The following is a 21,625-nucleotide window of genomic DNA, read 5'->3' as shown; positions in this document are numbered from 1 at the left end:
ATCTCTCTTCTCTGGAACACGCAAACGGATAACAACCATGAATAAATCAGGGAAATACCTCATCTGGACAGTGCTCTCGGTAATGGGTGCATTTGCTCTGGGTTATATTGCGCTAAACCGTGGGGAACAGATCAACGCACTGTGGATAGTCGTGGCGTCGGTCTGTGTCTATCTCATTGCCTATCGTTTTTACGGTCTGTACATCGCCAAAAATGTGCTGGCGGTTGACCCGACGCGGATGACGCCTGCAGTACGTCATAACGACGGGCTCGACTACGTCCCCACCGATAAAAAAGTCTTGTTTGGTCACCATTTTGCGGCGATTGCCGGCGCGGGTCCGTTAGTCGGGCCGGTACTGGCGGCGCAAATGGGCTATTTGCCGGGCATGATTTGGCTGCTGGCTGGCGTGGTTTTAGCCGGGGCGGTACAGGATTTCATGGTGCTCTTCGTGTCGACGCGTCGCGATGGCCGCTCGCTGGGTGAACTGGTCAAAGAAGAGATGGGCCCAACCGCAGGGGTGATTGCGCTGGTGGCCTGTTTCATGATCATGGTGATTATCCTTGCGGTGCTGGCGATGATCGTGGTGAAAGCGCTGACCCACAGTCCGTGGGGAACCTACACCGTCGCGTTTACGATTCCGCTGGCGATCTTTATGGGGATCTATCTGCGCTATCTGCGTCCGGGTCGTATCGGCGAAGTGTCGGTTATCGGTCTGGTGTTCCTCGTGTTTGCGATTATTTCCGGCGGCTGGGTCGCGGAAAGTCCTACCTGGGCGCCGTACTTTGACTTCACTGGGGTTCAGTTAACCTGGATGCTGGTGGGTTACGGCTTCGTGGCGGCGGTATTGCCGGTGTGGCTGCTGCTGGCGCCGCGTGACTACCTCTCGACCTTCCTGAAAATCGGGACCATTGTTGGTCTGGCGGTTGGCATTTTGATCATGCGTCCAACGCTGACGATGCCTGCGCTGACTAAATTCGTCGATGGTACCGGGCCGGTGTGGACAGGTAACCTGTTCCCGTTCCTGTTTATCACTATCGCCTGTGGCGCCGTTTCGGGTTTCCACGCGCTGATCTCCTCCGGCACGACGCCGAAGATGCTGGCAAACGAAGGTCAGGCTTGCTTCATTGGCTACGGCGGTATGCTGATGGAATCGTTTGTCGCCATCATGGCGCTGGTTTCTGCCTGCATCATCGATCCGGGCGTCTACTTCGCTATGAACAGCCCAATGGCCGTGCTGGCGCCTGCCGGCACAGCGGATGTGGTGGCGTCTGCCGCTCAGGTGGTCAGCAGTTGGGGCTTTGCGATTACGCCGGACACGCTGCATCAGATTGCTAACGAGGTGGGTGAGCAGTCGATTATCTCCCGTGCGGGTGGTGCGCCTACGCTGGCGGTGGGGATGGCCTATATCCTGCACGGCGCGCTGGGTGGGATGATGGATGTGGCCTTCTGGTATCACTTCGCCATTCTGTTCGAAGCGCTGTTTATTCTGACGGCGGTCGATGCGGGGACGCGTGCCGCGCGCTTCATGTTGCAGGATCTGCTGGGTGTCGTTTCTCCAGGCCTTAAACGTACGGACTCATTGCCTGCCAACCTGCTGGCGACCGCACTGTGCGTGCTGGCGTGGGGCTACTTCCTGCATCAGGGCGTGGTGGATCCGTTAGGCGGCATTAACACCCTGTGGCCGCTGTTTGGTATCGCTAACCAGATGCTGGCAGGTATGGCACTGATGCTCTGCGCGGTTGTCCTGTTCAAGATGAAACGTCAGCGTTATGCGTGGGTGGCGTTGGTGCCGACTGCATGGTTGCTGATTTGTACCCTGACGGCGGGCTGGCAGAAATCCTTCAGCCCGGATACAAAAGTGGGCTTCCTGGCGATTGCCAATAAGTTCCAGGCGATGATCGACAGCGGCAATATCCCGCCGCAGTACACGGAATCGCAACTGGCGCAACTGGTGTTTAACAACCGTCTGGATGCGGGCCTGACTATCTTCTTCATGGTGGTGGTCGTGGTACTGGCACTGTTCTCCATTAAGACGGCGCTCGCCGCTCTCAAAGAGGACAAGCCGACGGCAAAAGAGACGCCGTATGAGCCGATGCCGGAAAATGTGGAAGAGATCGTTGCGCAGGCCAAAGGCGCGCACTAACGTGTAATTATGCCCCTCTCCCGATCGGGAGAGGGGATTTTCTGACAGGTGGTAATGATGTTTGATACGCTTTCGAAAGCCGGGAAATATCTGGGCCAGGCCGCGAAACTCATGATTGGCGTGCCGGACTATGACAACTATGTCGAGCATATGCGGATCACCCATCCGGATCAGACGCCTATGACCTATGAGGAGTTTTTCCGTGAGCGTCAGGATGCGCGCTATGGCGGAAAGGGCGGGGCGCGCTGCTGTTAAACTCAAGGATCTTCGGGCCGGATAAGCACGTCATCCGGCATAATCAGGTTATTTCACCGTCCACGCTTTTGAAAACCGACGACTGGCAAACAGCTCCTGAAGACCGTTGATCTGTTTCAGGCGCAGGACTTCGTCCTCGTCCATCCCCAGTTCCTTACCGATTTTTTCGTCTTCCCATCCCAGTAATGCCAGTTCACGTACGATCTCTGACATCGCGTGGATCTGATGACGGCCACGAGCACGGTTATGGCGAATAGTTGCTGCCATGCGGTCATGCCGCTCCCCTTCCAGACAAGTAATGGGTAAATAGCCTTTGAGACGGGATTTAAGCGAGGCTTTGCTTTTCCCCAGTTCATGGCGGTGAAAACCGTCGACGATCTCATACTCTTCCGGACTGGATTGGGTGGCAACAATGGGTTGGGTAAAGCCATCCGCCTCAATGGATTTCAGCAGCAGCTTTTTCTCCGGTGGTGCGACGTTATTAGGATTGTAATCGTTAGGCGAAATGCGATCGTTTTTTATCCATAGCACACAGTCAACCGGCTCGTTGCGAAATGGACTGACGCTGTGAATCGCCTTTCTGAACTCATTGATGGCTTTAATTCTTTCGTCATCAGATAAGCCAGAAAGATAGCTAAGGAGGTCCTGAGTTAATCGTTGTTGCATAAAATTCCCCATTCCTTGCGTTTCGCTTTCATGCGTTCGCTATAACGCTGGTAACTTTTCGGTTTAGTTGGACTGAAAGAGAGCGCCCGACACCAGTAATCATTGTTCAATAACACTTTGCAGATGCGTCGCCAGGAGGGGATATCTTTCGAACCGATATCACCCGTCTGCGTTTGCGGGATCTCTCCGAGGCCGTTTTTCTTGTACCACTGTAAATAGACGGCGATTTTGTTGCGGTAATGCTCTGCCGTGGAGATGGGCATGCTGAGCAGTAACAGCATGGCGTAGTCCTGCCAGCTCAAGTGATCGGGCTTGAGAATTTTTCGATGACCATAGAAGTGATTATCCTGCCCGGCGTAGATCCCGCCGCTCCTGACGCCACTCACGCGCTCGCACATCGCGGCCCATCTTTCCGGTTCAACAACATGATAGAGCCATAATCCCTGGCGCTGTTCAGGGCCAAATGGTTCACAAATACGCATGTAACGGGCCGGAACACCGGCCTGATACATCAGGTTGTAGAGCGGATTACAGGGCAAATTGGTGCGACCAAACCAGGTCCAGATATCGGCTGTTTTCCAGTCATACAATGGATAGATATACCAGGTATGTCCGCCTGGTGCGGCGGTCGTCCAGGGTTTGTCATCGGCAAAACGCTGTTTACGTAAACTGGCGATTGCTACAAAACGGTTATAGGATTCATCGGCCCGAATCCCGATCATCATCGCTGCCGGGCGTTTATTCGAAAACCAGTCGGCAAATTCACGTACAAACTGTTCGAAGGTCATGCCGGATTGATAGAAGGGAAAATAACCCGGATCGGTGATGGCGTCTGGCGGCGGTTGACGAACCCACTGGGCATTGGGTTCCCAACACTGCCATTCAGGCTGAAACTGTGACAGTGAGTTTTGGGTGGTGAGCGGAAGGGCAACCCAATAGAAATGGTCGATGACATCGGCATACATTTCGCGCAGCGCGGTAATATAGCTAATGGTACAGGAAAATTGCGCTTCCCAGTCAATGAACAACACATTGATTTTTTTGTGTAGCTTACGGGCAATATTGGCCGTCAGATGTAACATCAAGCCAGAATCTTTACCACCGGAAAAGGAGACGCATACGCGGGGAAGATTTTCGAGAGTCCAGGTGATGCGTTCTTCAGCGGCTTCAAGAACATTTTGGTTTAATGATATTTTATAAACGGACATGTATCGCTTATCCTTAAACGTTAAAGTCATTCGCCTGAAATAGATATCCCTCTATAATATAAGACTTTTTTGGGATCGTGCAATACTTAAATAAATTCAATGAATTAATTAAATTATCTTACATATATCCGTTTTGAATATATTTTAATTGATATTACATGCTTGCTATACAAGCTGGTGTGGTTAAAAACAAAGGGTTTTTGCAAAGAAATGTTTCTTTCTGGTTTGAGTGTTACTTAAGTAAAGCTTAAATGACGAAGTGATTTTTACAACGTGTTATGAGAAATATTCAGGGTAATTATATCTAATGGCATATAATTACCCGTAGTACTTATGGATGTGTCATCATGGCATCCAGTTGCGCTTTTTCAGGCAAGCCAACGACCTGCTGAAGAACGTTATCTTTATTCATATAATAAATTGCGGGCGTGACGTTTGCGCCTAAATCATCCATGATTTTCTGGTTCATATTGAGGATTTTCATGTGTGCCGGAGAAATCGCTTTGGGTACCGTGAGCGCCATTTTTCCGCCAGAGGCTTCATAATCATGCCAGGTTTTTGCCGGATCGTTCGATGCCAGAATGGCAGCAGCGGTAGCTGGGCTCTCTGGTTTGATGACGCCGACGAGTAGCGTTCGCAATTGGACTTTGCCGGACTCCACCCATGGCCGAGCCTGTTGCCAGAACTGTTTGCAGTACGGACAGAAAGGATCAGCAAAAACATACAGCACCACCGGAGCCTCTTTTTTGCCATCGAGAAGCCAGTCGGCTTTTTCCATGCGCTGCCACATTTCCCGTCCGGCAGGCGCATAGATTTCTTTCTCTATCAACTGATTGCTCAGGTTTTCGCCTTTTTCATTGTACATGTAGCCTGAAATGGCCTGCTTGCCATCAGGCGTCAGGTAGATAGTGACCCCCATATCCTGATATTTCCCAAGATAGCCTTTCATCCCGCCGGGCGCATCGAACGACTTTATAATGGTAATCCCTTGTTTTTCTATCGCTTTAACGGGCGCAGGCAGGTCTTCGGCCCAGGCAAAAAGAGGGAGCAGGGAGAGCAAAAGCGTACGTTTTAACATCATTTATCCTTATAAATCAGAGCGATTGCGAGAACGGTGGGGAAACCTATCACAGCCATAGATAAGACCTCAGGCTGGAACGTTGCCCTTTGAGGAGTGGGGTGGTGTAATCATTCTCGCTGTTACAGCCTTTGTTAAGGTAATGTAGAGCGCAACACATAGCCAGTTTCACTGGCGCTGAAGTTACCCACGGGTAGTTCAGGTAACGGGGCTGCCTGCAAAGGTGGCCCTTTTTACTTTGCGTCGTAGCACGTTCACAACGTTGAATTGAGAGGTTTGTTAGCTAACGCTTATTGATTTGATAAAGGAAACGCATTAGCCCTGTCAGTCAATCTTCGGTAACTTATCTCTCAACGAAAACATGGAGGAAGTACAGATGTCTTTGATTAATACCAAAATTAAACCTTTTAAAAACCAGGCGTTCAAAAACGGTGAATTCATCGAAGTGACCGAGAAAGATACCGAAGGCCGCTGGAGCGTCTTCTTCTTCTATCCGGCTGACTTTACCTTCGTATGCCCGACCGAACTGGGTGACGTTGCAGACCATTACGAAGAACTGCAGAAGCTGGGCGTAGACGTTTACTCCGTCTCTACCGACACCCACTTTACCCACAAAGCATGGCACAGCAGCTCCGACACCATCGCCAAAATCAAATATGCGATGATCGGCGACCCGACTGGCGCCCTGACCCGTAACTTCGACAACATGCGTGAAGACGAAGGTCTGGCAGACCGCGCGACGTTCGTTGTTGACCCGCAGGGTATCATCCAGGCGATCGAAGTTACCGCTGAAGGTATCGGCCGTGATGCTTCTGACCTGCTGCGTAAAATCAAAGCCGCTCAGTATGTTGCTTCTCACCCAGGCGAAGTGTGCCCGGCTAAGTGGAAAGAAGGCGAAGCGACGCTGGCTCCATCCCTTGATCTGGTCGGTAAAATCTAAAAATTCCGGCGTTTTTCATGCCACAGGTGTGTTGGCTGCGCTTATTCATCCCGGTCACTTACTTATGTAAGCTCCCGGGGATTCATAAGTTTGCTGCCTTCCTGTGACAAGAAATACTGGGAATTTACCTCACATACGGGTGCTTATGGGTGCCCGTTTTATTCAGCACCATGACGCAAGTTGTATTAATGCAGACTCAGCCAAATCAGCTTGCATGATGATGTTTTCAGAGAGGGAAGAACAATGCTCGACACAAATATGAAAACCCAGCTCAAGGCTTATCTTGAGAAACTGACGAAACCTGTTGAGCTGATTGCGACGCTGGATGACAGCGCTAAATCGGCGGAAATCAAGGAACTGCTGGCTGAAATCGCTGGACTGTCAGAGAAAGTCACCTTTAAAGAAGACAACAGCCTGTCGGTGCGCAAACCCTCTTTCCTGATCACCAATCCGGGTTCAACGCAGGGGCCGCGTTTTGCAGGTTCTCCGCTGGGACACGAATTTACGTCGCTGGTTCTGGCGCTGTTGTGGACCGGTGGACACCCGTCAAAAGAAGCGCAGTCTCTGCTCGAGCAGATCCGCGATATTGACGGCGATTTTGAATTTGAAACGTATTACTCACTCTCCTGCCATAACTGCCCTGACGTGGTACAGGCACTGAACCTGATGGCGGTGCTGAACCCGCGTATCAAACATACGGCGATTGATGGCGGCACGTTCCAGAACGAGATCACTGAGCGTAACGTGATGGGCGTACCGGCTGTCTACGTTAACGGGAAAGAGTTTGGTCAGGGTCGGATGACGCTGACGGAAATCGTGGCGAAAGTGGATACTGGCGCTGAAAAACGCGCCGCAGAAGAGCTGAGCCAGCGTGATGCTTATGATGTTCTGATTGTCGGTTCCGGTCCTGCGGGTGCAGCCGCAGCGGTTTACTCCGCACGTAAAGGGATTCGTACCGGCCTGATGGGTGAGCGTTTTGGCGGCCAGGTACTCGATACTGTGGATATCGAAAACTACATCTCTGTCCCGAAAACGGAAGGGCAGAAGTTGGCTGGTGCACTGAAGGCGCACGTCGATGATTATGACGTGGATGTCATCGACAGCCAGAGCGCCAGCAAACTGGTGCCAGCGGCCAGCGAAGGCGGTCTGCATCAGATTGAAACCGCTTCCGGTGCGGTACTGAAAGCGCGCAGCATTATCATTGCTACCGGTGCGAAATGGCGCAACATGAACGTTCCGGGCGAAGATCAGTATCGTACCAAAGGCGTCACCTATTGCCCGCACTGCGATGGTCCGCTGTTTAAAGGCAAGCGTGTGGCGGTGATCGGCGGCGGTAACTCCGGCGTAGAAGCGGCGATTGATCTCGCAGGGATTGTGGAACACGTGACCCTGCTGGAATTTGCCCCGGAAATGAAGGCGGACCAGGTACTGCAGGACAAAGTTCGCAGCCTGAAAAACGTCGATATTATTCTGAACGCGCAGACGACAGAAGTGAAAGGCGATGGCACGAAAGTGGTTGGTCTGGAATACCGCGACCGTGTGAGCGGCGACGTTCACAACGTTGAACTGGCGGGGATCTTCGTCCAGATTGGCCTGTTGCCAAACACCACCTGGCTGGAAGGGGCGATTGAACGCAACCGGATGGGTGAAATCATCATCGACGCGAAATGCGAAACCAGTGTGAAGGGCGTATTTGCGGCGGGCGACTGCACCACCGTACCGTACAAGCAGATTATCATCGCGACCGGCGAAGGGGCGAAAGCTTCCCTGAGCGCCTTTGATTACCTGATTCGTACGAAGACGGCATAAAAAAAGAAAGTAAGACTACACCTGCAAAATGAAAGAGGTGCCGACTGGCACCTCTTTTTTTGTCAGTCATCAGATGATTAACGCACAACCAGTACCGGCAGCGTGGCATGACGTACCACACTTGAGGCATTAGAACCCAGCAGGTGTGTGGTAATTGACGGATTACGTGAACCAATGACCACTACGTCAGCATTCAGTTCTTCACCCAGCTCATTGACCACGTCACGGACGCTGCCAAAGCGGACATGCTGCTTAATACGGGAAGGATCGATACTGAAGTGACCGACCATCGTTTGCAGTCGGGTTTCGGCTTCATGCTGTAAGTGTTCTTCAAAACGACGAACGTCGGCGGCGAAGCGATGCAGGCTCAGGCTGGCAGAACCAGGCAGCACATGCAAAAGATGAATGACGCCATCCTGCTGCGCCAGAAATTCAGCGTGGCGAATCGCCTTATCGCTGAGTTCCATTTCAAAAACATCAACCGGCATAATGATTGTCTTATACATACCCGTTTCTCCCTGTTAATTAATACTTAAATCATTCAAGCATATAATAATAATTCTGTCTGCTTTCTGCAGGGTATTTTTCGCATGTGCGGCGATTCCTTGTTCATTCGCTACCAGTGATTCTCCAGGTAAAGCACGGCGCCGACGATGATCGCCGCCATAATGAAGAATCCCAGTAATATGCTGAATGTATCGTTCATGACCGCACCTGCCAATGAAACCGATTCAGTGTGGACGAGTCAGGAAAAAGGCGAACCAGGAAGAAAGGGTGATTTTACGGAAGATGCCGGAAAGAGGATGCGAGTGCATCCTCTGGGTAAAGCGGAAAGTCGCTTATGCAGATGGGATTAACGCAGGAAGTCGCCAGCAGCTTCTGGCTGGTATTCCAGCTCCAGCACTTCGAGGTGGGTGGATACGCCGCCCGGAAGTTCCCAGTGAATGGTGTCGCCCACACGCACGCCCAACAGCGCTGCCCCCACTGGCGCCATCACTGAAAGTTGCGTACTGCTGTCGGTCATCGCCGCAGGATAAACCAACGTGCGCACGCGAATTTCGCCATCGCTCAGATTGCGGAATTTAACACGACTGTTCATGGTCACGACGTCATGCGGCATGGTCTCTGGCGAACACATTTGGGCACGATCCAGCTCGGCATTTAACGCGTCGGCAATGGGTAAATCTGCATACGCGGGTTGCTCCAGTAAGCGATCGATGCGTTCTGCATCAAGGTCGTTAATGATGATAGTTGGTCTGGACATTTTTACTCCATGTCGTCAGTACTGCGTTTTGCCGCAGGTAATATTCCCAAAAGAAAACCCTCACCGTCTGGCGGCAAGGGTTTAACTCTCCCGATGATACTGAGACTTACCCTGGGTTTGAAGTGATTTAGTTCACATTCGGGTAAATAGCTAAAAAAGCATCGCTGGTATGAATTTTATTGGATAAACGTGATCGTTCTCAAATTTGCATTATGCTTTTTAAGCGCGCGCCGCGAGCGCGTCACTTTCTCAGCGTTCCGTTACAGGAGATCTCATGAGCCAGTACGACAAAATTACTCTCAAAGATGGCAGCTATCTGTATTTTAAGGACTGGGGTGATCGCAGTGGACAGCCCATTGTCTTCAGCCACGGCTGGCCGTTAACGGCAGATGCCTTTGAAGATCAAATGCTTTTTCTGGGGTCGAAAGGATATCGGGTGATCGCCCACGACAGGCGCGGGCATGGACGTTCCGCGCAACCGTGGGAGGGGCACACGATGGATCAGTATGCCGACGATCTGGCTGAACTGACCGCACACCTGAACCTGCAAAATGCGGTGCACGTCGGTCACTCGACGGGCGGTGGCGAAGTGGCGCGTTATATTGGGCGACACGGGACGCAGCGCGTGGCGAAAGCGGTATTGATTGGCGCGGTGACGCCTATCATGGTGAAAACGGATTTCAACCCAAACGGCGTGCCAAAAGAGGTGTTCGACGGTATCCGTGAAGGCGTTGTCAATGACCGTGCCGCCTTTTTCTATGAACTCACTGCCGCCTTCTACGGCTATAACCGTCCGGGAGCGAAAGAGTCGAAAGCCGTGCGCGAGAGTTTTGTTGAGCAGGGATTACAGGGCTCAATAAAAGCGCTGTACGACTGCATCAAGGCGTTCTCGGAAACAGATCTGCGCGAAGACTTGCGCAAAATGACCATTCCGACGCTGGTCATTCATGGCGATGACGATCAGATTGTCCCGCTTGAAACCTGCGGCAAAGTGGCGGCAGAAATCTTGCCCGACGCGCAACTGAAGGTCTACGCGGGCGGTTCCCACGGCATCTGCACCACCCATAAGCAGCAGATAAATCAGGATCTGCTCAACTTTATTCAGTCGTAATCTTTAACGGATTGCTCTACGCTGATCCTCTTCCATCAGGGGGATGAGCGGAGCGCATTTCGTGCTTCGCCGACGTTAAATTCATCAGAGAATACTATGTATTTCTATCAACCCTCGCAGGGACACGGCCTGCCGCACGACCCGCTGAATGCCATTGTTGGCCCCAGGCCAATTGGCTGGATCGCTTCTCAGGACACCGCTGGCCGGGATAATCTGGCGCCTTATAGCTTCTTTAACTGTTTCAATTATCATCCGCCCATTATCGGTTTTGCCAGCACTGGCTGGAAAGACAGCGTGCGTAACATCATGGAAACCGGAGAGTTTGTCTGGAACCTGACCACCCGAGAATTAGCCAGCGCGATGAATGAAACCTCTGCCAGCCTACCGCATGGCGAAGATGAATTTTTCGCTGCCGGGCTGACGAAGGCGGAAAGTCGGCTGGTAAAAGTGCCACGCGTTGCGCAAAGCCCGGTGAATTTTGAATGTCGCCTGTCGCAGAGTATTCAACTGACGACCGCACAGGGTGAAGCCATCGAAACCTGGCTGATCCTCGGTGAGGTTGTCGGGATTCATATTGCCGAAACGCTGCTGGAAGAGGGGATTTACCAGACCGCAAAAGCACAGCCCGTGCTGCGTGCTGGCGGCCCTACGGCCTACTATGCGATCAGCGAGTCGCACCGTTTTGATCTGGTGCGCCCGGATGCGCGTGCGAAACGTTGATTTTTGACCCGGCGCGGATTTCACGTCGGGTCAAAAGATCAGTAACCTACTTTGTCGATGACGAACTGCTTACCACAGTTTCCCGGATGGGGTTGCGGAGCAAACGAGTCGGCGGAGAGCGGCGCGTTAATGGCACTGGCCTTCAGCGAGAACTGGATCTCCGTCAGATAAGCCGGATTGCCGTGACAACTCAGTTTTACTGCTTTGACGGCCTCTTTTCCCCAGCGTTGGGCCACCGCTGCATCGAAGGCGCGGCGACTGACGCTCTTACCGTAATTCTCGCCCAGAAATGCCCCTAATTCGCTGGCCTTGATCTCTTTGTTCAACCGCACCATGGTGCCGAAGTACGCATCCGGGTCGAAGCCAAAACAGGCGCCGTGTTTCGCGTATTCATAGCGTTCGAGGCAAGAACGTCCGCCTGCTCCTGGCATAACGTCACTGAGTTTCGCGGCGGTTTCCAGCGAAAGTCCTGTTTCAGGCGCAGAACATTTGCGACTGGCACGAGCTTCCGGCAGGTTAGGGATCGGACGCGTGGCGCAGCCAAAGCGCATCCAGCGGCGTTCATCGACTCCGCGTGAAGCGACCGATTTCGGTAATCCTGGCCACAATCCGTGAACGGTCAGAAAATCGACTTTGTTGGCGGTCTCTTTTTGCAGGCGACACTCGTCAGGTTCACGGCGGTCCCGATCGTGCTGGCTCTGACAGAAGCCTGTCTGCCAGGAGAGCGCCAGCACATAACGGTCAAAGTCACCGTACTGCGTTGCCTGTAATTCGTTGGCGGTTGCGGTAGAAAGGGGGAGGAGTGGGGCGGCGAGCCACACCCATTTTTGCCAGGTCGGTTTCATGATGATTCTGAACTTATATAAAATCTGAATAGTATCTATTTAACCATAAAAAAAGCCCGCGAGGTGTCTTTACCCTGCGGGCCTTGATCCATTCAGTGTTTTACGTCAGAACTAGTTCCACATCGCCAGAATCGGCCAGCCAACCAGCAACAGCATCGCAATGTAAATCACCCCGAAGATGGCGCCAAGACGCCAGTAGTCTTTGGATTTAACATAGCCGCAGCCGTAGATAATGACCCCTGGACCTGTTGCGTACGGCGTCAGACAGCCCATGATCCCGATGGACAGCACCAGCAGGATACACAGATGTTCCATCGGCACGCCTGGGATTCCTTTACCGACCGCCAGAATCACCGGCAGCATGGTAGCCGTGTGCGCCGACAGGCTGGCAAACAGGTAGTGGGCAAAGTAGAACACCAGCACCAGCACAATTACCGTCGCGTTAGGCGAGAACCCTTCCAGATGGGTGCTCATAGTACTGGCGAACCAGTCAATAAAACCGGAGCGGGTTAAACCGTTTGCCATGACCACGAGGGTGGCAAGGTTCACCAGCGTGTTCCAGGCGCTGTTGTATTTGGTAATGTCTTTCCACGGCACCACATGCAGCGCCAGCATCAGTGAAACGGCTAACAAACCGACGGCGGTGGCGTCGATCATTTCACCGCCAAAGACCCATAACCCTAAGCTCAACAGAACCAGACCGATCAGCGTCCACTCTTTACGCGTCAAGGTACCCATAGTTTTGAGTTCGTCACCCGCCCACGCTGCGACTTCCGCACTGTGTGTGATTTCAGGCTTGTAGAGAACATAAGAGAGCCACGGCGCAACGATCAGCAAAATGATACCGACCGGCAGGAAGCCCAGGAACCACTGCAGCCAGCTAATCTGCACACCGGCGATTTTGCTGACAAATTCCAGACCCAGCACGTTTGGCGCAGCACCCGTAACGAACATCGAAGAACTCAGACTGGTACTGATGACCATCATCCACATCAGGTAACCGCCGATACGACGTGCGGACGGATCGTTCGGGAACGATTTAAACAGCGGCGGCAGGTTTTTGATTACCGGGAATACGGTGCCCCCGGTACGGGCGGTGTTAGATGGCGTAAACGGCGCCAGCAGAATATCGATGATGACAATCGCATAGCCCAGCGTCAGGGTGCGTTTGCCCATGAATTTCACCAGGAACAGCGCGATACGACGGCCAAGCCCCGTAACTTCGTAGCCCAACGCGAAGATAAACGCACCGAACACCAGCCAGACGGTGGTACTGGAGAACCCCGCCAGACCCCATTTCAGCGCCTGTTTACCGGCATCGAATGCCGGGTCCGCCAGCTCTTTGGCATCAAAGAGCAGGTAGTTGCTACCAATGACGCAGATGGTCACGGCGATAAAGCTGATCGCGGTAGCCGGAATCGGCTCCAGGATCATACCGACGATCATCGCCACGAAAACGGCGAAGTAATGCCATGCCTGCGGGGGCATGCCGTCCGGGACAGGGATAAGAAACATGACACCCATGACGACCAGGGGAGCCAACAACTTCCATATACTATCTTTCGATAAAGACATAAGTGATTCTCCGGAAAGGATCTTTTCAATAATTGTGTAAATGTTTAACTTGAGAAATCTGGGCTAAAAACCACGTGACGATCAGCAGGTCGGCACTGCCGCCAGGGCTGAGATTGCGTTCAATGCAGTGGCTGTCGAACTGATGCAGATGATCGAGATCGGCGGGGGTTCGGATGCCCCCTTGTTGTAACAATGCGTTTGCCTGCTGCTGTATCCAGCGCAGTCCTGCCGCACCGCCGCGCGAGGCCACGTTGGTATCGCCGTTGCGCGCAATCAGCAGGAGTAAGGTGTCCAGCAGCGCCAGCTCGGGATCGCGTCCCTCGGCTAACAGGGCGCGATAGTGCGGAAGCGCATGGCGGATGACTAACGGATATCCCGCTTCGGCTTCGCCACGTGCGCCGGTTAACCCCAGTTGCTGATAGAGTCGCTGGCCTGCCGTGAGTTGTTGGTTGTTGTTGCGCAGTTCGCGCTCGGTCAGGCCGCGGCAAAAGTGGGCGGCGGTGGTACAGATCGTTTCCGGGGTGATGGGCTGCTGCTGCTGATGTAGTCGGCCAATGGCGGCACACAGCAGACCGAGAGAAAAAATGCTGCCTTTATGGGTGTTCACACCCGCGGTGGCGCGAAACATGTCCGCTTCACAGGCCATACCTAACGGGCGTAAGCCGGTTAATACGGCATCGGCCGGCATCTTCGCACTGCATGCACCGTATTCAATAAAACGCGGAAGCCAGGCCTGAATCGCCAGCGCGCTGCGATGAAAATCCGTCAGCGACATGTCTTTATGCGCGCCGCAGTTCAGACGATCGACCAGCCCGGGTTTTGGCGACAGATTGACTTCCGTCAGCATTGCACGCCACGCCAGATGGCCGTATGCGTCAAACAGCGTACGAGGAAGAGCGGTCGTTTCAACGGGCATATTGGGAATCGGCAGCATGCAGCAGCGCCTCCATGTGGGCGATCAGATCGGAGAGCGTATGAGTTTTCCCACGCGCGCATTCGGCAGCGCTCTGCTCGCACAGCAGGCAGCGGCGGGCGGGAAGGGCGAAATGACGGCGGGAGAGAATGTCGCCTCCGGGTGTGAGCACATCGATATCCCACAAACGTCCCAGAGGATGGGTATGTTCGAGCTCAATGGTTGCGAGCTTGATGTCACGGGCCGGTGCCTCAATCGAGAGCATGCCTTCCGGCCCGCATGCTGAGGCCAGTGCAGCCTGCTCCCTGATATGCCAGTCCGCCTGTGCCGCCAGCGTACGCAGCGCAGTCACGCCATGATTAAAGAGGCGACGGGTGAGCTCGCTGTCTTTAATCGGGCCAGGCGCTACCACGGTAAAGGAGACCAGTGGAATGGGATGGCGCGCTAGCCAGACGTGTTGCCGTGCTTGTCGCGCATCCCGGCTGACGAGCAGCTCGGGAATTGAAACGGCGTGGCGGGTGGCCTGTTCAGGGAGCAGGTGCATGGCTTATTCCTTCACCTGATGAACAACATCGATCACTGAACCGTCGCGATAGCGCACCACGGCAATCACACGGTCGGTGAATTCGATGGGACGGGGTTCACCAGTGAGCTGTTGCGCACGTTCACGCAGCCACTCGATGGAGACCACCTTCATCCCGGCTTCTTTCAGGCGTTCCGCCAGTTCCGGACGTGCCGGGTTAACCGCAATGCCATGATCGGTAACCAGAATATCGACGCTGGAACTCGGCGTGACGCAGGTCAACACGTTATCCACCAGCGTCGGAATGCGACCCCGCACCAGCGGTGCGACGATGATTGACAACGCAGCGGCGACGGCGGTATCGCAGTGTCCGCCGGACGCGCCGCGAATGACGCCGTCAGAACCGGTCAGCACGTTGACGTTAAACTGGGTGTCGACTTCCAGCGCACTCAGCACGACCACGTCCAGACGGTCTACGGAGGCGCCTTTTGAACCCCAGTTGGCATACTGGTTCGCGCTGATTTCAATGTGATTCGGGTTGCGCGCCAGTGACTCTGCGGCATTGCGGTCGAAGCTCTGTACGTCCAGCAGTTTGCGAATCAACCCTTTTTCATGCAGATCGACGATGGTGGCCGTGATACCGCCCAGCGCGAAGTCTGCGCGGATATCGCGGCGACGCATTTTGTCTTCCAAAAAGCGCGTGACTGCCAGTGAGGCGCCGCCAGTACCGGTTTGCAGTGAAAAACCTTCTTTGAAATAGCCGGAGTGGGCGATGACCTCTGCCGCGCTGCGGGCAATCAGCAGTTCGCGCGGGTTGGTGGTCATTCGGGTGGCGTCAGCTCCGATTTTATCGGCATCGCCGACCTGGTCTATCTGGACGATCAGATCAACCTGATCCTGGGTAATGCTGGCCGGGTTGTGCGGATAAGGCAGCAGTTGTTCCGTCAGTAGCACCACCTGTTTAGCACTTTCAGCGTCAACGCGGGCATAGCCGAGTGAACCGCAGCAGGCTTTACCGGTGTAGCCGTTAGCGTTACCGAACGGATCGCAGGACGGGACGCCGAGGAAGGCCACATCAATGTTAAGTTCGCCGCTCTGAACCAGATGCACGCGGCCGCCGTGGGAGTGAACCTGAACGGGTTCGGCGAGCAGGCCGCGAGAGATCTCTTCTGCCAGCGGTCCGCGGAGACCGGAAGTATAAATACGGTTAACGACGCCGTTACGGATATGGTCGACCAGCGGCGCGTGGCAATCGCTCAGGGAGCTGGAAGCCAGCGTCAGGTTTTTAAATCCCATGCTGGCGAGGGTTGCCATCACCAGGTTAATGGTCAGGTCGCCGCCGCGAAACGCATGGTGGAAGGAGATGGTCATGCCATCCTGCAAACCGGAACGGCGGATTGCCTCTTCCAGGCTGGCGCACAGTTTCTGGTCGCGCGGTTTCTGTTCCTGCAGGGCCTGCTTTGCGGCGCTGGTATAGGTGGAAAGGTCGCTTTCAGCCTGGCGGCTCCAGGCTGCTACCCGTTCCTGTCGTTGAGACTGTTCGTTTTTCTGGGTCATTGTTTTTGCCTTATTCTTCGCGGATGCCGGAAAGTTCTGCACGGGAGAGCACCAGACGTGCGCGCTCGATCACCGGGCTGTCGACCATCTTGCCGTTCAGGGAGACCACCCCGAGGCCTTCACGGGCGGCGGCTTCTGCGGCTTCCACGACCAGACGCGCGTGCGTCACTTCTTTTTGCGTCGGGGCATACAGGTTGTGCAGCAGGTCAATCTGGCGCGGGTTGATCAGCGATTTGCCGTCAAAACCCAGCTGTTTGATGTGGGCGGCTTCGTGCAGGAAGCCCGCTTCGTTGTTGGCATCGGAATAGACGGTATCGAAGGCCTGAATCCCGGCAGCGCGCGCGGCCTGCAAAATAGAACAACGGGCAAACAGTAATTCAGTCCCCTCCGGCGAACGTTCCGTGCGCAGGTTGCGTACATAGTCTTCCGCGCCTAGCGCGATCCCGATCAGACGTTCAGAGGCGTGGGCGATTTCCACGGCGCGAGTGATGCCTAACGGTGACTCGATGGCGGCCAGCAGACCCGTGCTGCCCGGCTCGCGACCGCAGGCTTTTTCAATGCGCAGAATTTCGCTTTCGATATCGATAACATCCTGAGCGGTATCGGTTTTCGGCAGACGAACCACGTCAGCGCCGCCGCGAACGACGGCTTCCAGATCGTTGATCCCCCATTCGGAATCCAGTGCGTTAACGCGCACGATGGTTTCGACGTCGCGATACAGCGGATGCTGCAGTGCGTGGTAGACCAGACGACGAGCGGTGTCTTTTTCACGCAGCGCGACGGAGTCTTCCAGGTCAAACATCAGGGCATCTGCCGGATAGATAAACGAGTTGCTGACCATCGCGGCATTGGCGCCGGGAACAAACAGCATGCTGCGGCGAGTGCGCGTTTTGCGCTGTTGCAGAGAAGCGGAAATCATTGGCGATCCTCCCAGGGCAGGGCCGGGATACCGCTGGCGCGCGCCAGTAATGCTTCCAGTCGTGCACGTAAAATACAGTCCAGTGCGCCTTTATCATCGACATTCAATTGCACGCCGCGCACGTCATACTGCGTCAGAACATCCAGAATGGTGGCGCGAATGGCCTCGCCAAACTGTTTCTCAACGCTGCTGTTGATCTGCAGGTCAATCTCCTGCGTATCGAGAGGGGCGATGCGTATCATCACATCACCGGACTCAAGTGTGCCTGCGACGGCAGCCTGGTTTATTTTCATTTTTCACCTGTTACTAATGCGGGGGTCTTTTGGCGGACTGTCGCGTGAGCGGGTGTGCGCTCAGGCATGCTTTGCAGGTAGTGCAAAGTGGCTGAAGGCACCAGCGACGCGATAGCCGTGAGATCTTTTTTCACGAGCAGTTTGCGCACCAGAGACGCAGAGATCGGCGTCCCCTGGAAACACAGTCGCTCGATTTCCACCAGTTCAATGGGCGGGGCGGGAAGAGTCGGCGTTTCCAGCCAGAAACGCATGTCGTGGTTATACTGGGCGGTTACGCTGCAAAACGGTTCCGTACCGACAAAGCGATGGGTGATCCCCAGCGCAGGTGCCAGATACTGACGAAAAATTTTTAAATCGATTTCGGTGTAGCAATGGTTGATGACGCTTTGTTCTTTAATGAAGTAACACGGGAACGTGGCGCGCGAAATGATGTATTCCGACCCGCGATGAACGGTGAGGTGCGGGATGTCTGCGGTGCCTTTGAGCACCAGGTCGAGTCGGTCCTCATACGGGAAACGGGAGGTATCTTCTTTCACCAGGAACAGATGCAGCCAGTCGCACTGCGCTGCCGCCTGTTGGATTAAATAGCGGTGTCCATTGGTGAACGGATTGGCATTCATCACGATGCAGCCGATTTTCTTGCCGTCATGACGCAGTTTGCTTAATGACTCTGCATAGCGTTTCAGACGTGTGGTGCTGTTTTCCATTAGCACCATGATGCCGGGAACGCGGGTCAGCGTTGAAAATCCGCACTGGCGGAACAACGATTCATACTCAGTTTTGGTATAAATGAAGAGATGCGTGCAGTGCCTTTCGTAGGCGAGATTGATAAGTTCTGTCGCCAGCGTGAGCGCTAACCCCTCGCCGCGTACCGATTCACTAATGGCCACACACTTGATGATATTTCCGGCGATACCGCCGCAGGCGATGAGTTTTTCATCACGAGTCACGGTAATAAAAACCTCAACGGTGGTATCGACGCTCAGATCATTTTCTTTCAGGAATTGCGTGATCGCCGCCATCTTTATATTTTCTGAGCGTTTGACGCGCGTGAACACATTATTACCAAACATAGTGGATAAGTCCTGAAGATATATTGTTGTTGCCGGTTTTGTATGTATGTTGTACGGAAATACGATTTTATAACGTTTTGTTTTCATTCCGGGGAAAAGACGATTTTGCAACGGCCTATTTCTTTTTTTCCGGAATGCATACATCGTAAGGAGTATTTTCGAGGTAAATTTTGATTTATTTCACAAACACTTAGATGGTTTTTATGAGTTTAATGGTTTTAAGTTTTTTAATTATTCTTATTACAGATTGTGACGTGGTGTTAAATGACTTAATTGATTTAATGTGGTGAATCTGTAACGATTGTCTTTATTTGCTGCCTGTCTGTATAAAACAATTTCATTACATATGCTGGCGGCTTTTACCGAATTATGCCCATTAAGGAACCGTCATGTTGGTTCAAAAAAATAAAAAGCCGTTTTCTTTTTTTCGCCGACTGGCATTTCCGTTGCGCATTTTTCTGCTTATTCTCGTTTTTTCGGTGTTCATTATTGCCGCGCTGGCACAGTATTTTTCCGCGAGCTTTGAAGATTACTTGAGTACGCACGTTCGCGATATGGCGATGAACCAGGCGAAGATTATTGCCGCCAACGACAGCATCATTGCGGCGGTGAAGGATCGCGATTACAAACGGCTGGCAACCATTGCCGGAAAACTGCAGAGCGATACTGATTTTGACTATGTGGTGATCGGCGATAGTCACTCTATCCGGCTTTATCATCCTAACCCGGAGAAAATTGGCTACCCGATGCAGTTTACCAAGCCTGGCGCGCTGGAGAGGGGAGAAAGCTATTTCATTACCGGGACGGGCTCCATCGGCCTGGCAATGCGGGCGAAAACGCCAATCTTTGATGATGACGGCAACGTTATTGGCGTGGTCTCCATCGGTTATCTGGTCAGCAAAATTGACAGCTGGCGGCTGGACTTCATTCTACCGATGGCCGGCGTGTTTGTTTTGCTGCTGGTGGTACTGATGTTGCTTTCCTGGTTTTTTGCCGCTCATATTCGCCGTCAGATGATGGGGATGGAACCGAAGCAAATTGCCCGGGTAGTTCGTCAGCAGGAAGCGCTGTTCAGTTCTGTTTATGAAGGGCTGATTGCCGTGGATCCCGACGGCTATATTACGGCCATTAACCGTAGTGCGAGAAAGATGCTCGGCCTGCGTTCGCCAGGTCGACAATGGTTGGGCAAACCGATTCATGAGGTGGTTAACCCATCCGATTTCTTTACCGAACAGATTGCCGAAAGGCGTGTGGACGCGATGGTCAACTTCAATGGTCTGAGCGTTATTGCCAACCGTGAGGCGATCCGTTCAGGGGATGAGTTACTGGGCGCGATTATCAGCTTTCGCAGCAAAGATGAGATCGCCACCCTGAACGCGCAACTGACACAGATTAAGCAATATGTGGAGAGTCTGCGAACGTTGCGCCATGAACATCTAAACTGGATGTCAACGCTCAATGGCCTGCTGCAAATGAAAGAGTACGATCGGGTCAGGGAGATGGTGCAGGGGGAATCGCAGGCGCAGCAACAGTTGATTGACAGCCTGCGCGAGGCGTTTGCCGATCGCCAGGTGGCGGGCCTGCTGTTTGGTAAGGTTCAGCGCGCGCGCGAACTGGGGCTCAAAATGACGATCGTTCCTGGCAGTCAGCTTCAGCAGTTGCCGGAAGGGCTGGACAGTACCGAATTTGCGGCGATTGTCGGAAATCTTCTCGACAACGCGTTTGACGCCAGTTTGCGTACCGAGCAGGGGAATAAGGTCGTGGAACTGTATCTGAGCGATGAAGGCGATGATGTGGTGATAGAAGTGGCCGACCAGGGATGCGGCGTCCCTGAGGCACTGCGTGAAAAAATATTCGAACAGGGTGTAAGCACCCGTTCCGATGAGCCGGGTGAGCACGGCATCGGACTGTATCTGATTGCAAGTTATGTGGGGCGCTGTGGTGGAACGATTACTCTGGAAGATAACGATCCCTGCGGCACCTTATTCTCTCTTTTTATTCCGAAAGTGAAAAAGAACAATGACGGAACCATTAACCCTATTAATCGTTGAAGATGAAATGCTGCTTGCCGAGATGCATGCAGAGTACATCCGCCATATTCCCGGTTTTAATCAGATCTGGTTAGCCGGTAATCTGGCGCAGGCGAGAATGATGATTGAACGGTTTAAACCGGGCCTCATTTTACTGGATAACTACCTTCCGGACGGGAAGGGGATCACGCTGCTGCATGAGCTGACGGCGTCGCATTATCCCGGCGGGGTGGTTTTTACCACTGCGGCCAGCGATATGGAAACGGTGGCCGACGCGGTACGCAGCGGGGCGTTTGATTATTTGATCAAACCTATCGCCTATGAGCGTCTGGGGCAGACGCTCACCCGTTACCAACAGCGCAGACGGATGCTGGCAGAAAACGACAGCGCCAGTCAGCGACAAATTGATGAGATGTTTAATGCCTATGCGCGAGGCGAGCCGAAAGATGAGCTGCCCACCGGGATTGATGCGTTAACGTTGAATGCGGTTAAAAAGCTGTTTGCTGATCCTCAGGTACAGCACACCGCCGAAACCGTCGCGCAGGCGCTGACCATCAGCCGTACGACCGCCAGACGGTACCTCGAATATTGTGCCAGTCGGCATTTGGTTATTGCGGAAATTGTGCACGGCAAGGTGGGGAGACCGCAGCGAATTTACCACGGTTAATGGCGGCGTATGGCCGGATGAGACATAGCGCGCCCT

The 21,625-nt window shown here is 53.5% G+C and carries 22 protein-coding genes; 8 read left to right on the top strand and 14 right to left on the bottom strand.

The annotated features are described in order from the left end of the window. The first annotated feature begins 37 nt into the window (after nt 1-37). Nucleotides 38-2,143, top strand: coding sequence for a pyruvate/proton symporter CstA (gene cstA / locus OGW13_RS20440; protein ID WP_043001454.1), 2,106 nt, complete (start codon nt 38-40; stop codon nt 2,141-2,143). 57 nt (nt 2,144-2,200) lie between these two features. After that, nucleotides 2,201-2,398, top strand: coding sequence for a YbdD/YjiX family protein (locus OGW13_RS20435; RefSeq protein ID WP_043001453.1), 198 nt, complete (start codon nt 2,201-2,203; stop codon nt 2,396-2,398). Between the two features lie 48 nt (nt 2,399-2,446). On the opposite strand, the gene OGW13_RS20430 is transcribed toward OGW13_RS20435, so the two are convergent. The 3 genes from OGW13_RS20430 to dsbG form a co-directional block, all read right to left on the bottom strand. After that, nucleotides 2,447-3,064: an IbrB-like domain-containing protein gene (locus tag OGW13_RS20430; RefSeq protein ID WP_043001452.1), complete on the bottom strand. Its 618-nt coding sequence runs from the start codon at nt 3,062-3,064 to the stop codon at nt 2,447-2,449. Further along, nucleotides 3,049-4,272 carry a phosphoadenosine phosphosulfate reductase gene (locus OGW13_RS20425; protein ID WP_043001451.1) on the bottom strand — a complete coding sequence of 408 codons (1,224 nt, stop codon included), beginning with the start codon at nt 4,270-4,272 and terminating at the stop codon, nt 3,049-3,051. The genes OGW13_RS20430 and OGW13_RS20425 overlap by 16 nt, the downstream gene beginning before the upstream one ends. A 331-nt stretch (nt 4,273-4,603) precedes the next feature. Then, complete coding sequence (gene dsbG, locus OGW13_RS20420; RefSeq protein WP_043001450.1) at nt 4,604-5,350, bottom strand: thiol:disulfide interchange protein DsbG; 747 nt, start codon at nt 5,348-5,350, stop codon at nt 4,604-4,606. Nucleotides 5,351-5,726: 376 nt separating this feature from the next. Between dsbG and ahpC the strand changes: the two genes are divergently transcribed. Both ahpC and ahpF read left to right on the top strand, forming a co-directional pair. Next, on the top strand, nt 5,727-6,290 hold the full coding sequence (ahpC, locus tag OGW13_RS20415) for an alkyl hydroperoxide reductase subunit C (protein WP_004859485.1): 564 nt from the start codon (nt 5,727-5,729) through the stop codon (nt 6,288-6,290). A gap of 243 nt (nt 6,291-6,533) precedes the next feature. Next, nucleotides 6,534-8,099: an alkyl hydroperoxide reductase subunit F gene (gene ahpF / locus OGW13_RS20410; RefSeq protein ID WP_044256621.1), complete on the top strand. Its 1,566-nt coding sequence runs from the start codon at nt 6,534-6,536 to the stop codon at nt 8,097-8,099. Between the two features lie 77 nt (nt 8,100-8,176). Here the strand turns inward: ahpF and uspG are convergent, their stop codons facing one another. The 3 genes from uspG to rnk all read right to left on the bottom strand — a co-directional run bounded on the left by uspG (nt 8,177) and on the right by rnk (nt 9,363). Beyond that, the gene (uspG, locus tag OGW13_RS20405) at nt 8,177-8,605 is read right to left on the bottom strand and encodes a universal stress protein UspG (protein ID WP_043001448.1); all 429 of its coding nucleotides are present in this window, start codon (nt 8,603-8,605) and stop codon (nt 8,177-8,179) included. Between the two features lie 110 nt (nt 8,606-8,715). Next, on the bottom strand, nt 8,716-8,805 hold the full coding sequence (yldA, locus tag OGW13_RS20400) for a small membrane protein YldA (RefSeq protein ID WP_272482625.1): 90 nt from the start codon (nt 8,803-8,805) through the stop codon (nt 8,716-8,718). 147 nt (nt 8,806-8,952) lie between these two features. Then, a complete protein-coding gene (rnk, locus tag OGW13_RS20395; protein WP_043001447.1) occupies nt 8,953-9,363 on the bottom strand; it encodes a nucleoside diphosphate kinase regulator in 411 nt (136 codons plus the stop codon). A 274-nt stretch (nt 9,364-9,637) separates the two neighbouring features. Between rnk and OGW13_RS20390 the strand changes: the two genes are divergently transcribed. Both OGW13_RS20390 and OGW13_RS20385 read left to right on the top strand, forming a co-directional pair. Then, nucleotides 9,638-10,474 carry an alpha/beta fold hydrolase gene (locus OGW13_RS20390; protein WP_054176121.1) on the top strand — a complete coding sequence of 279 codons (837 nt, stop codon included), beginning with the start codon at nt 9,638-9,640 and terminating at the stop codon, nt 10,472-10,474. Between the two features lie 96 nt (nt 10,475-10,570). Next, nucleotides 10,571-11,194 carry a flavin reductase family protein gene (locus tag OGW13_RS20385; RefSeq protein ID WP_054176122.1) on the top strand — a complete coding sequence of 208 codons (624 nt, stop codon included), beginning with the start codon at nt 10,571-10,573 and terminating at the stop codon, nt 11,192-11,194. Between the two features lie 38 nt (nt 11,195-11,232). On the opposite strand, the gene rna is transcribed toward OGW13_RS20385, so the two are convergent. The 8 genes from rna to citC form a co-directional block, all read right to left on the bottom strand. Further along, nucleotides 11,233-12,039, bottom strand: a complete 807-nt coding sequence (gene rna / locus OGW13_RS20380; RefSeq protein ID WP_044266403.1) for a ribonuclease I — start codon at nt 12,037-12,039, stop codon at nt 11,233-11,235. 111 nt (nt 12,040-12,150) lie between these two features. Next, nucleotides 12,151-13,614: a citrate/succinate antiporter CitT gene (citT, locus tag OGW13_RS20375; RefSeq protein ID WP_043001443.1), complete on the bottom strand. Its 1,464-nt coding sequence runs from the start codon at nt 13,612-13,614 to the stop codon at nt 12,151-12,153. A gap of 25 nt (nt 13,615-13,639) precedes the next feature. After that, complete coding sequence (gene citG / locus OGW13_RS20370) at nt 13,640-14,548, bottom strand: triphosphoribosyl-dephospho-CoA synthase CitG (RefSeq protein ID WP_090048753.1); 909 nt, start codon at nt 14,546-14,548, stop codon at nt 13,640-13,642. Continuing rightward, on the bottom strand, nt 14,520-15,071 hold the full coding sequence (gene citX / locus OGW13_RS20365) for a citrate lyase holo-[acyl-carrier protein] synthase (protein WP_130097967.1): 552 nt from the start codon (nt 15,069-15,071) through the stop codon (nt 14,520-14,522). Before citX ends, citG begins: the two co-directional genes overlap by 29 nt. A 3-nt stretch (nt 15,072-15,074) precedes the next feature. Beyond that, nucleotides 15,075-16,607, bottom strand: coding sequence for a citrate lyase subunit alpha (citF, locus tag OGW13_RS20360; RefSeq protein WP_287116416.1), 1,533 nt, complete (start codon nt 16,605-16,607; stop codon nt 15,075-15,077). Nucleotides 16,608-16,617: 10 nt separating this feature from the next. Further along, the gene (gene citE, locus OGW13_RS20355) at nt 16,618-17,526 is read right to left on the bottom strand and encodes a citrate (pro-3S)-lyase subunit beta (protein ID WP_187250820.1); all 909 of its coding nucleotides are present in this window, start codon (nt 17,524-17,526) and stop codon (nt 16,618-16,620) included. Then, complete coding sequence (gene citD, locus OGW13_RS20350; protein WP_043001438.1) at nt 17,523-17,819, bottom strand: citrate lyase acyl carrier protein; 297 nt, start codon at nt 17,817-17,819, stop codon at nt 17,523-17,525. The genes citE and citD overlap by 4 nt, the downstream gene beginning before the upstream one ends. Next, entirely contained in the window at nt 17,816-18,892 is a 1,077-nt protein-coding gene (citC, locus tag OGW13_RS20345; RefSeq protein WP_058587783.1) for a [citrate (pro-3S)-lyase] ligase, read from the bottom strand. The genes citD and citC overlap by 4 nt, the downstream gene beginning before the upstream one ends. 389 nt (nt 18,893-19,281) lie before the next feature. Between citC and dpiB the strand changes: the two genes are divergently transcribed. Together dpiB and dpiA are read left to right on the top strand one after the other, a co-directional pair. Beyond that, nucleotides 19,282-20,943 carry a sensor histidine kinase DpiB gene (gene dpiB / locus OGW13_RS20340; protein ID WP_043001436.1) on the top strand — a complete coding sequence of 554 codons (1,662 nt, stop codon included), beginning with the start codon at nt 19,282-19,284 and terminating at the stop codon, nt 20,941-20,943. Beyond that, a complete protein-coding gene (gene dpiA / locus OGW13_RS20335) occupies nt 20,912-21,589 on the top strand; it encodes a two-component response regulator DpiA (RefSeq protein WP_043001435.1) in 678 nt (225 codons plus the stop codon). The genes dpiB and dpiA overlap by 32 nt, the downstream gene beginning before the upstream one ends. The last annotated feature ends 36 nt before the right edge of the window (nt 21,590-21,625 follow it).

It is taken from the genome of Citrobacter sp. Ca225 (assembly GCF_030337175.1).
In the GTDB taxonomy this organism is placed as follows: Bacteria; Pseudomonadota; Gammaproteobacteria; order Enterobacterales; family Enterobacteriaceae; genus Citrobacter_A; species Citrobacter_A amalonaticus.
Note: the sequence above shows the minus strand (reverse complement) of the source record. Positions and strands in the feature narration are given on the sequence as shown.

Excerpts from the sequence above, each read along its gene's own strand:
- cstA (WP_043001454.1), top strand. The coding sequence starts at position 38 with ATGAATAAATCAGGGAAATACCTCATCTGGACAGTGCTCTCGGTAATG.
- OGW13_RS20435 (WP_043001453.1), top strand. The coding sequence starts at position 2,201 with ATGTTTGATACGCTTTCGAAAGCCGGGAAATATCTGGGCCAGGCCGCG.
- OGW13_RS20430 (WP_043001452.1), bottom strand. The coding sequence starts at position 3,064 with ATGCAACAACGATTAACTCAGGACCTCCTTAGCTATCTTTCTGGCTTA.
- OGW13_RS20425 (WP_043001451.1), bottom strand. The coding sequence starts at position 4,272 with ATGTCCGTTTATAAAATATCATTAAACCAAAATGTTCTTGAAGCCGCT.
- dsbG (WP_043001450.1), bottom strand. The coding sequence starts at position 5,350 with ATGTTAAAACGTACGCTTTTGCTCTCCCTGCTCCCTCTTTTTGCCTGG.
- ahpC (WP_004859485.1), top strand. The coding sequence starts at position 5,727 with ATGTCTTTGATTAATACCAAAATTAAACCTTTTAAAAACCAGGCGTTC.
- ahpF (WP_044256621.1), top strand. The coding sequence starts at position 6,534 with ATGCTCGACACAAATATGAAAACCCAGCTCAAGGCTTATCTTGAGAAA.
- uspG (WP_043001448.1), bottom strand. The coding sequence starts at position 8,605 with ATGTATAAGACAATCATTATGCCGGTTGATGTTTTTGAAATGGAACTC.
- yldA (WP_272482625.1), bottom strand. The coding sequence starts at position 8,805 with ATGAACGATACATTCAGCATATTACTGGGATTCTTCATTATGGCGGCG.
- rnk (WP_043001447.1), bottom strand. The coding sequence starts at position 9,363 with ATGTCCAGACCAACTATCATCATTAACGACCTTGATGCAGAACGCATC.
- OGW13_RS20390 (WP_054176121.1), top strand. The coding sequence starts at position 9,638 with ATGAGCCAGTACGACAAAATTACTCTCAAAGATGGCAGCTATCTGTAT.
- OGW13_RS20385 (WP_054176122.1), top strand. The coding sequence starts at position 10,571 with ATGTATTTCTATCAACCCTCGCAGGGACACGGCCTGCCGCACGACCCG.
- rna (WP_044266403.1), bottom strand. The coding sequence starts at position 12,039 with ATGAAACCGACCTGGCAAAAATGGGTGTGGCTCGCCGCCCCACTCCTC.
- citT (WP_043001443.1), bottom strand. The coding sequence starts at position 13,614 with ATGTCTTTATCGAAAGATAGTATATGGAAGTTGTTGGCTCCCCTGGTC.
- citG (WP_090048753.1), bottom strand. The coding sequence starts at position 14,548 with ATGCTGCCGATTCCCAATATGCCCGTTGAAACGACCGCTCTTCCTCGT.
- citX (WP_130097967.1), bottom strand. The coding sequence starts at position 15,071 with ATGCACCTGCTCCCTGAACAGGCCACCCGCCACGCCGTTTCAATTCCC.
- citF (WP_287116416.1), bottom strand. The coding sequence starts at position 16,607 with ATGACCCAGAAAAACGAACAGTCTCAACGACAGGAACGGGTAGCAGCC.
- citE (WP_187250820.1), bottom strand. The coding sequence starts at position 17,526 with ATGATTTCCGCTTCTCTGCAACAGCGCAAAACGCGCACTCGCCGCAGC.
- citD (WP_043001438.1), bottom strand. The coding sequence starts at position 17,819 with ATGAAAATAAACCAGGCTGCCGTCGCAGGCACACTTGAGTCCGGTGAT.
- citC (WP_058587783.1), bottom strand. The coding sequence starts at position 18,892 with ATGTTTGGTAATAATGTGTTCACGCGCGTCAAACGCTCAGAAAATATA.
- dpiB (WP_043001436.1), top strand. The coding sequence starts at position 19,282 with ATGTTGGTTCAAAAAAATAAAAAGCCGTTTTCTTTTTTTCGCCGACTG.
- dpiA (WP_043001435.1), top strand. The coding sequence starts at position 20,912 with ATGACGGAACCATTAACCCTATTAATCGTTGAAGATGAAATGCTGCTT.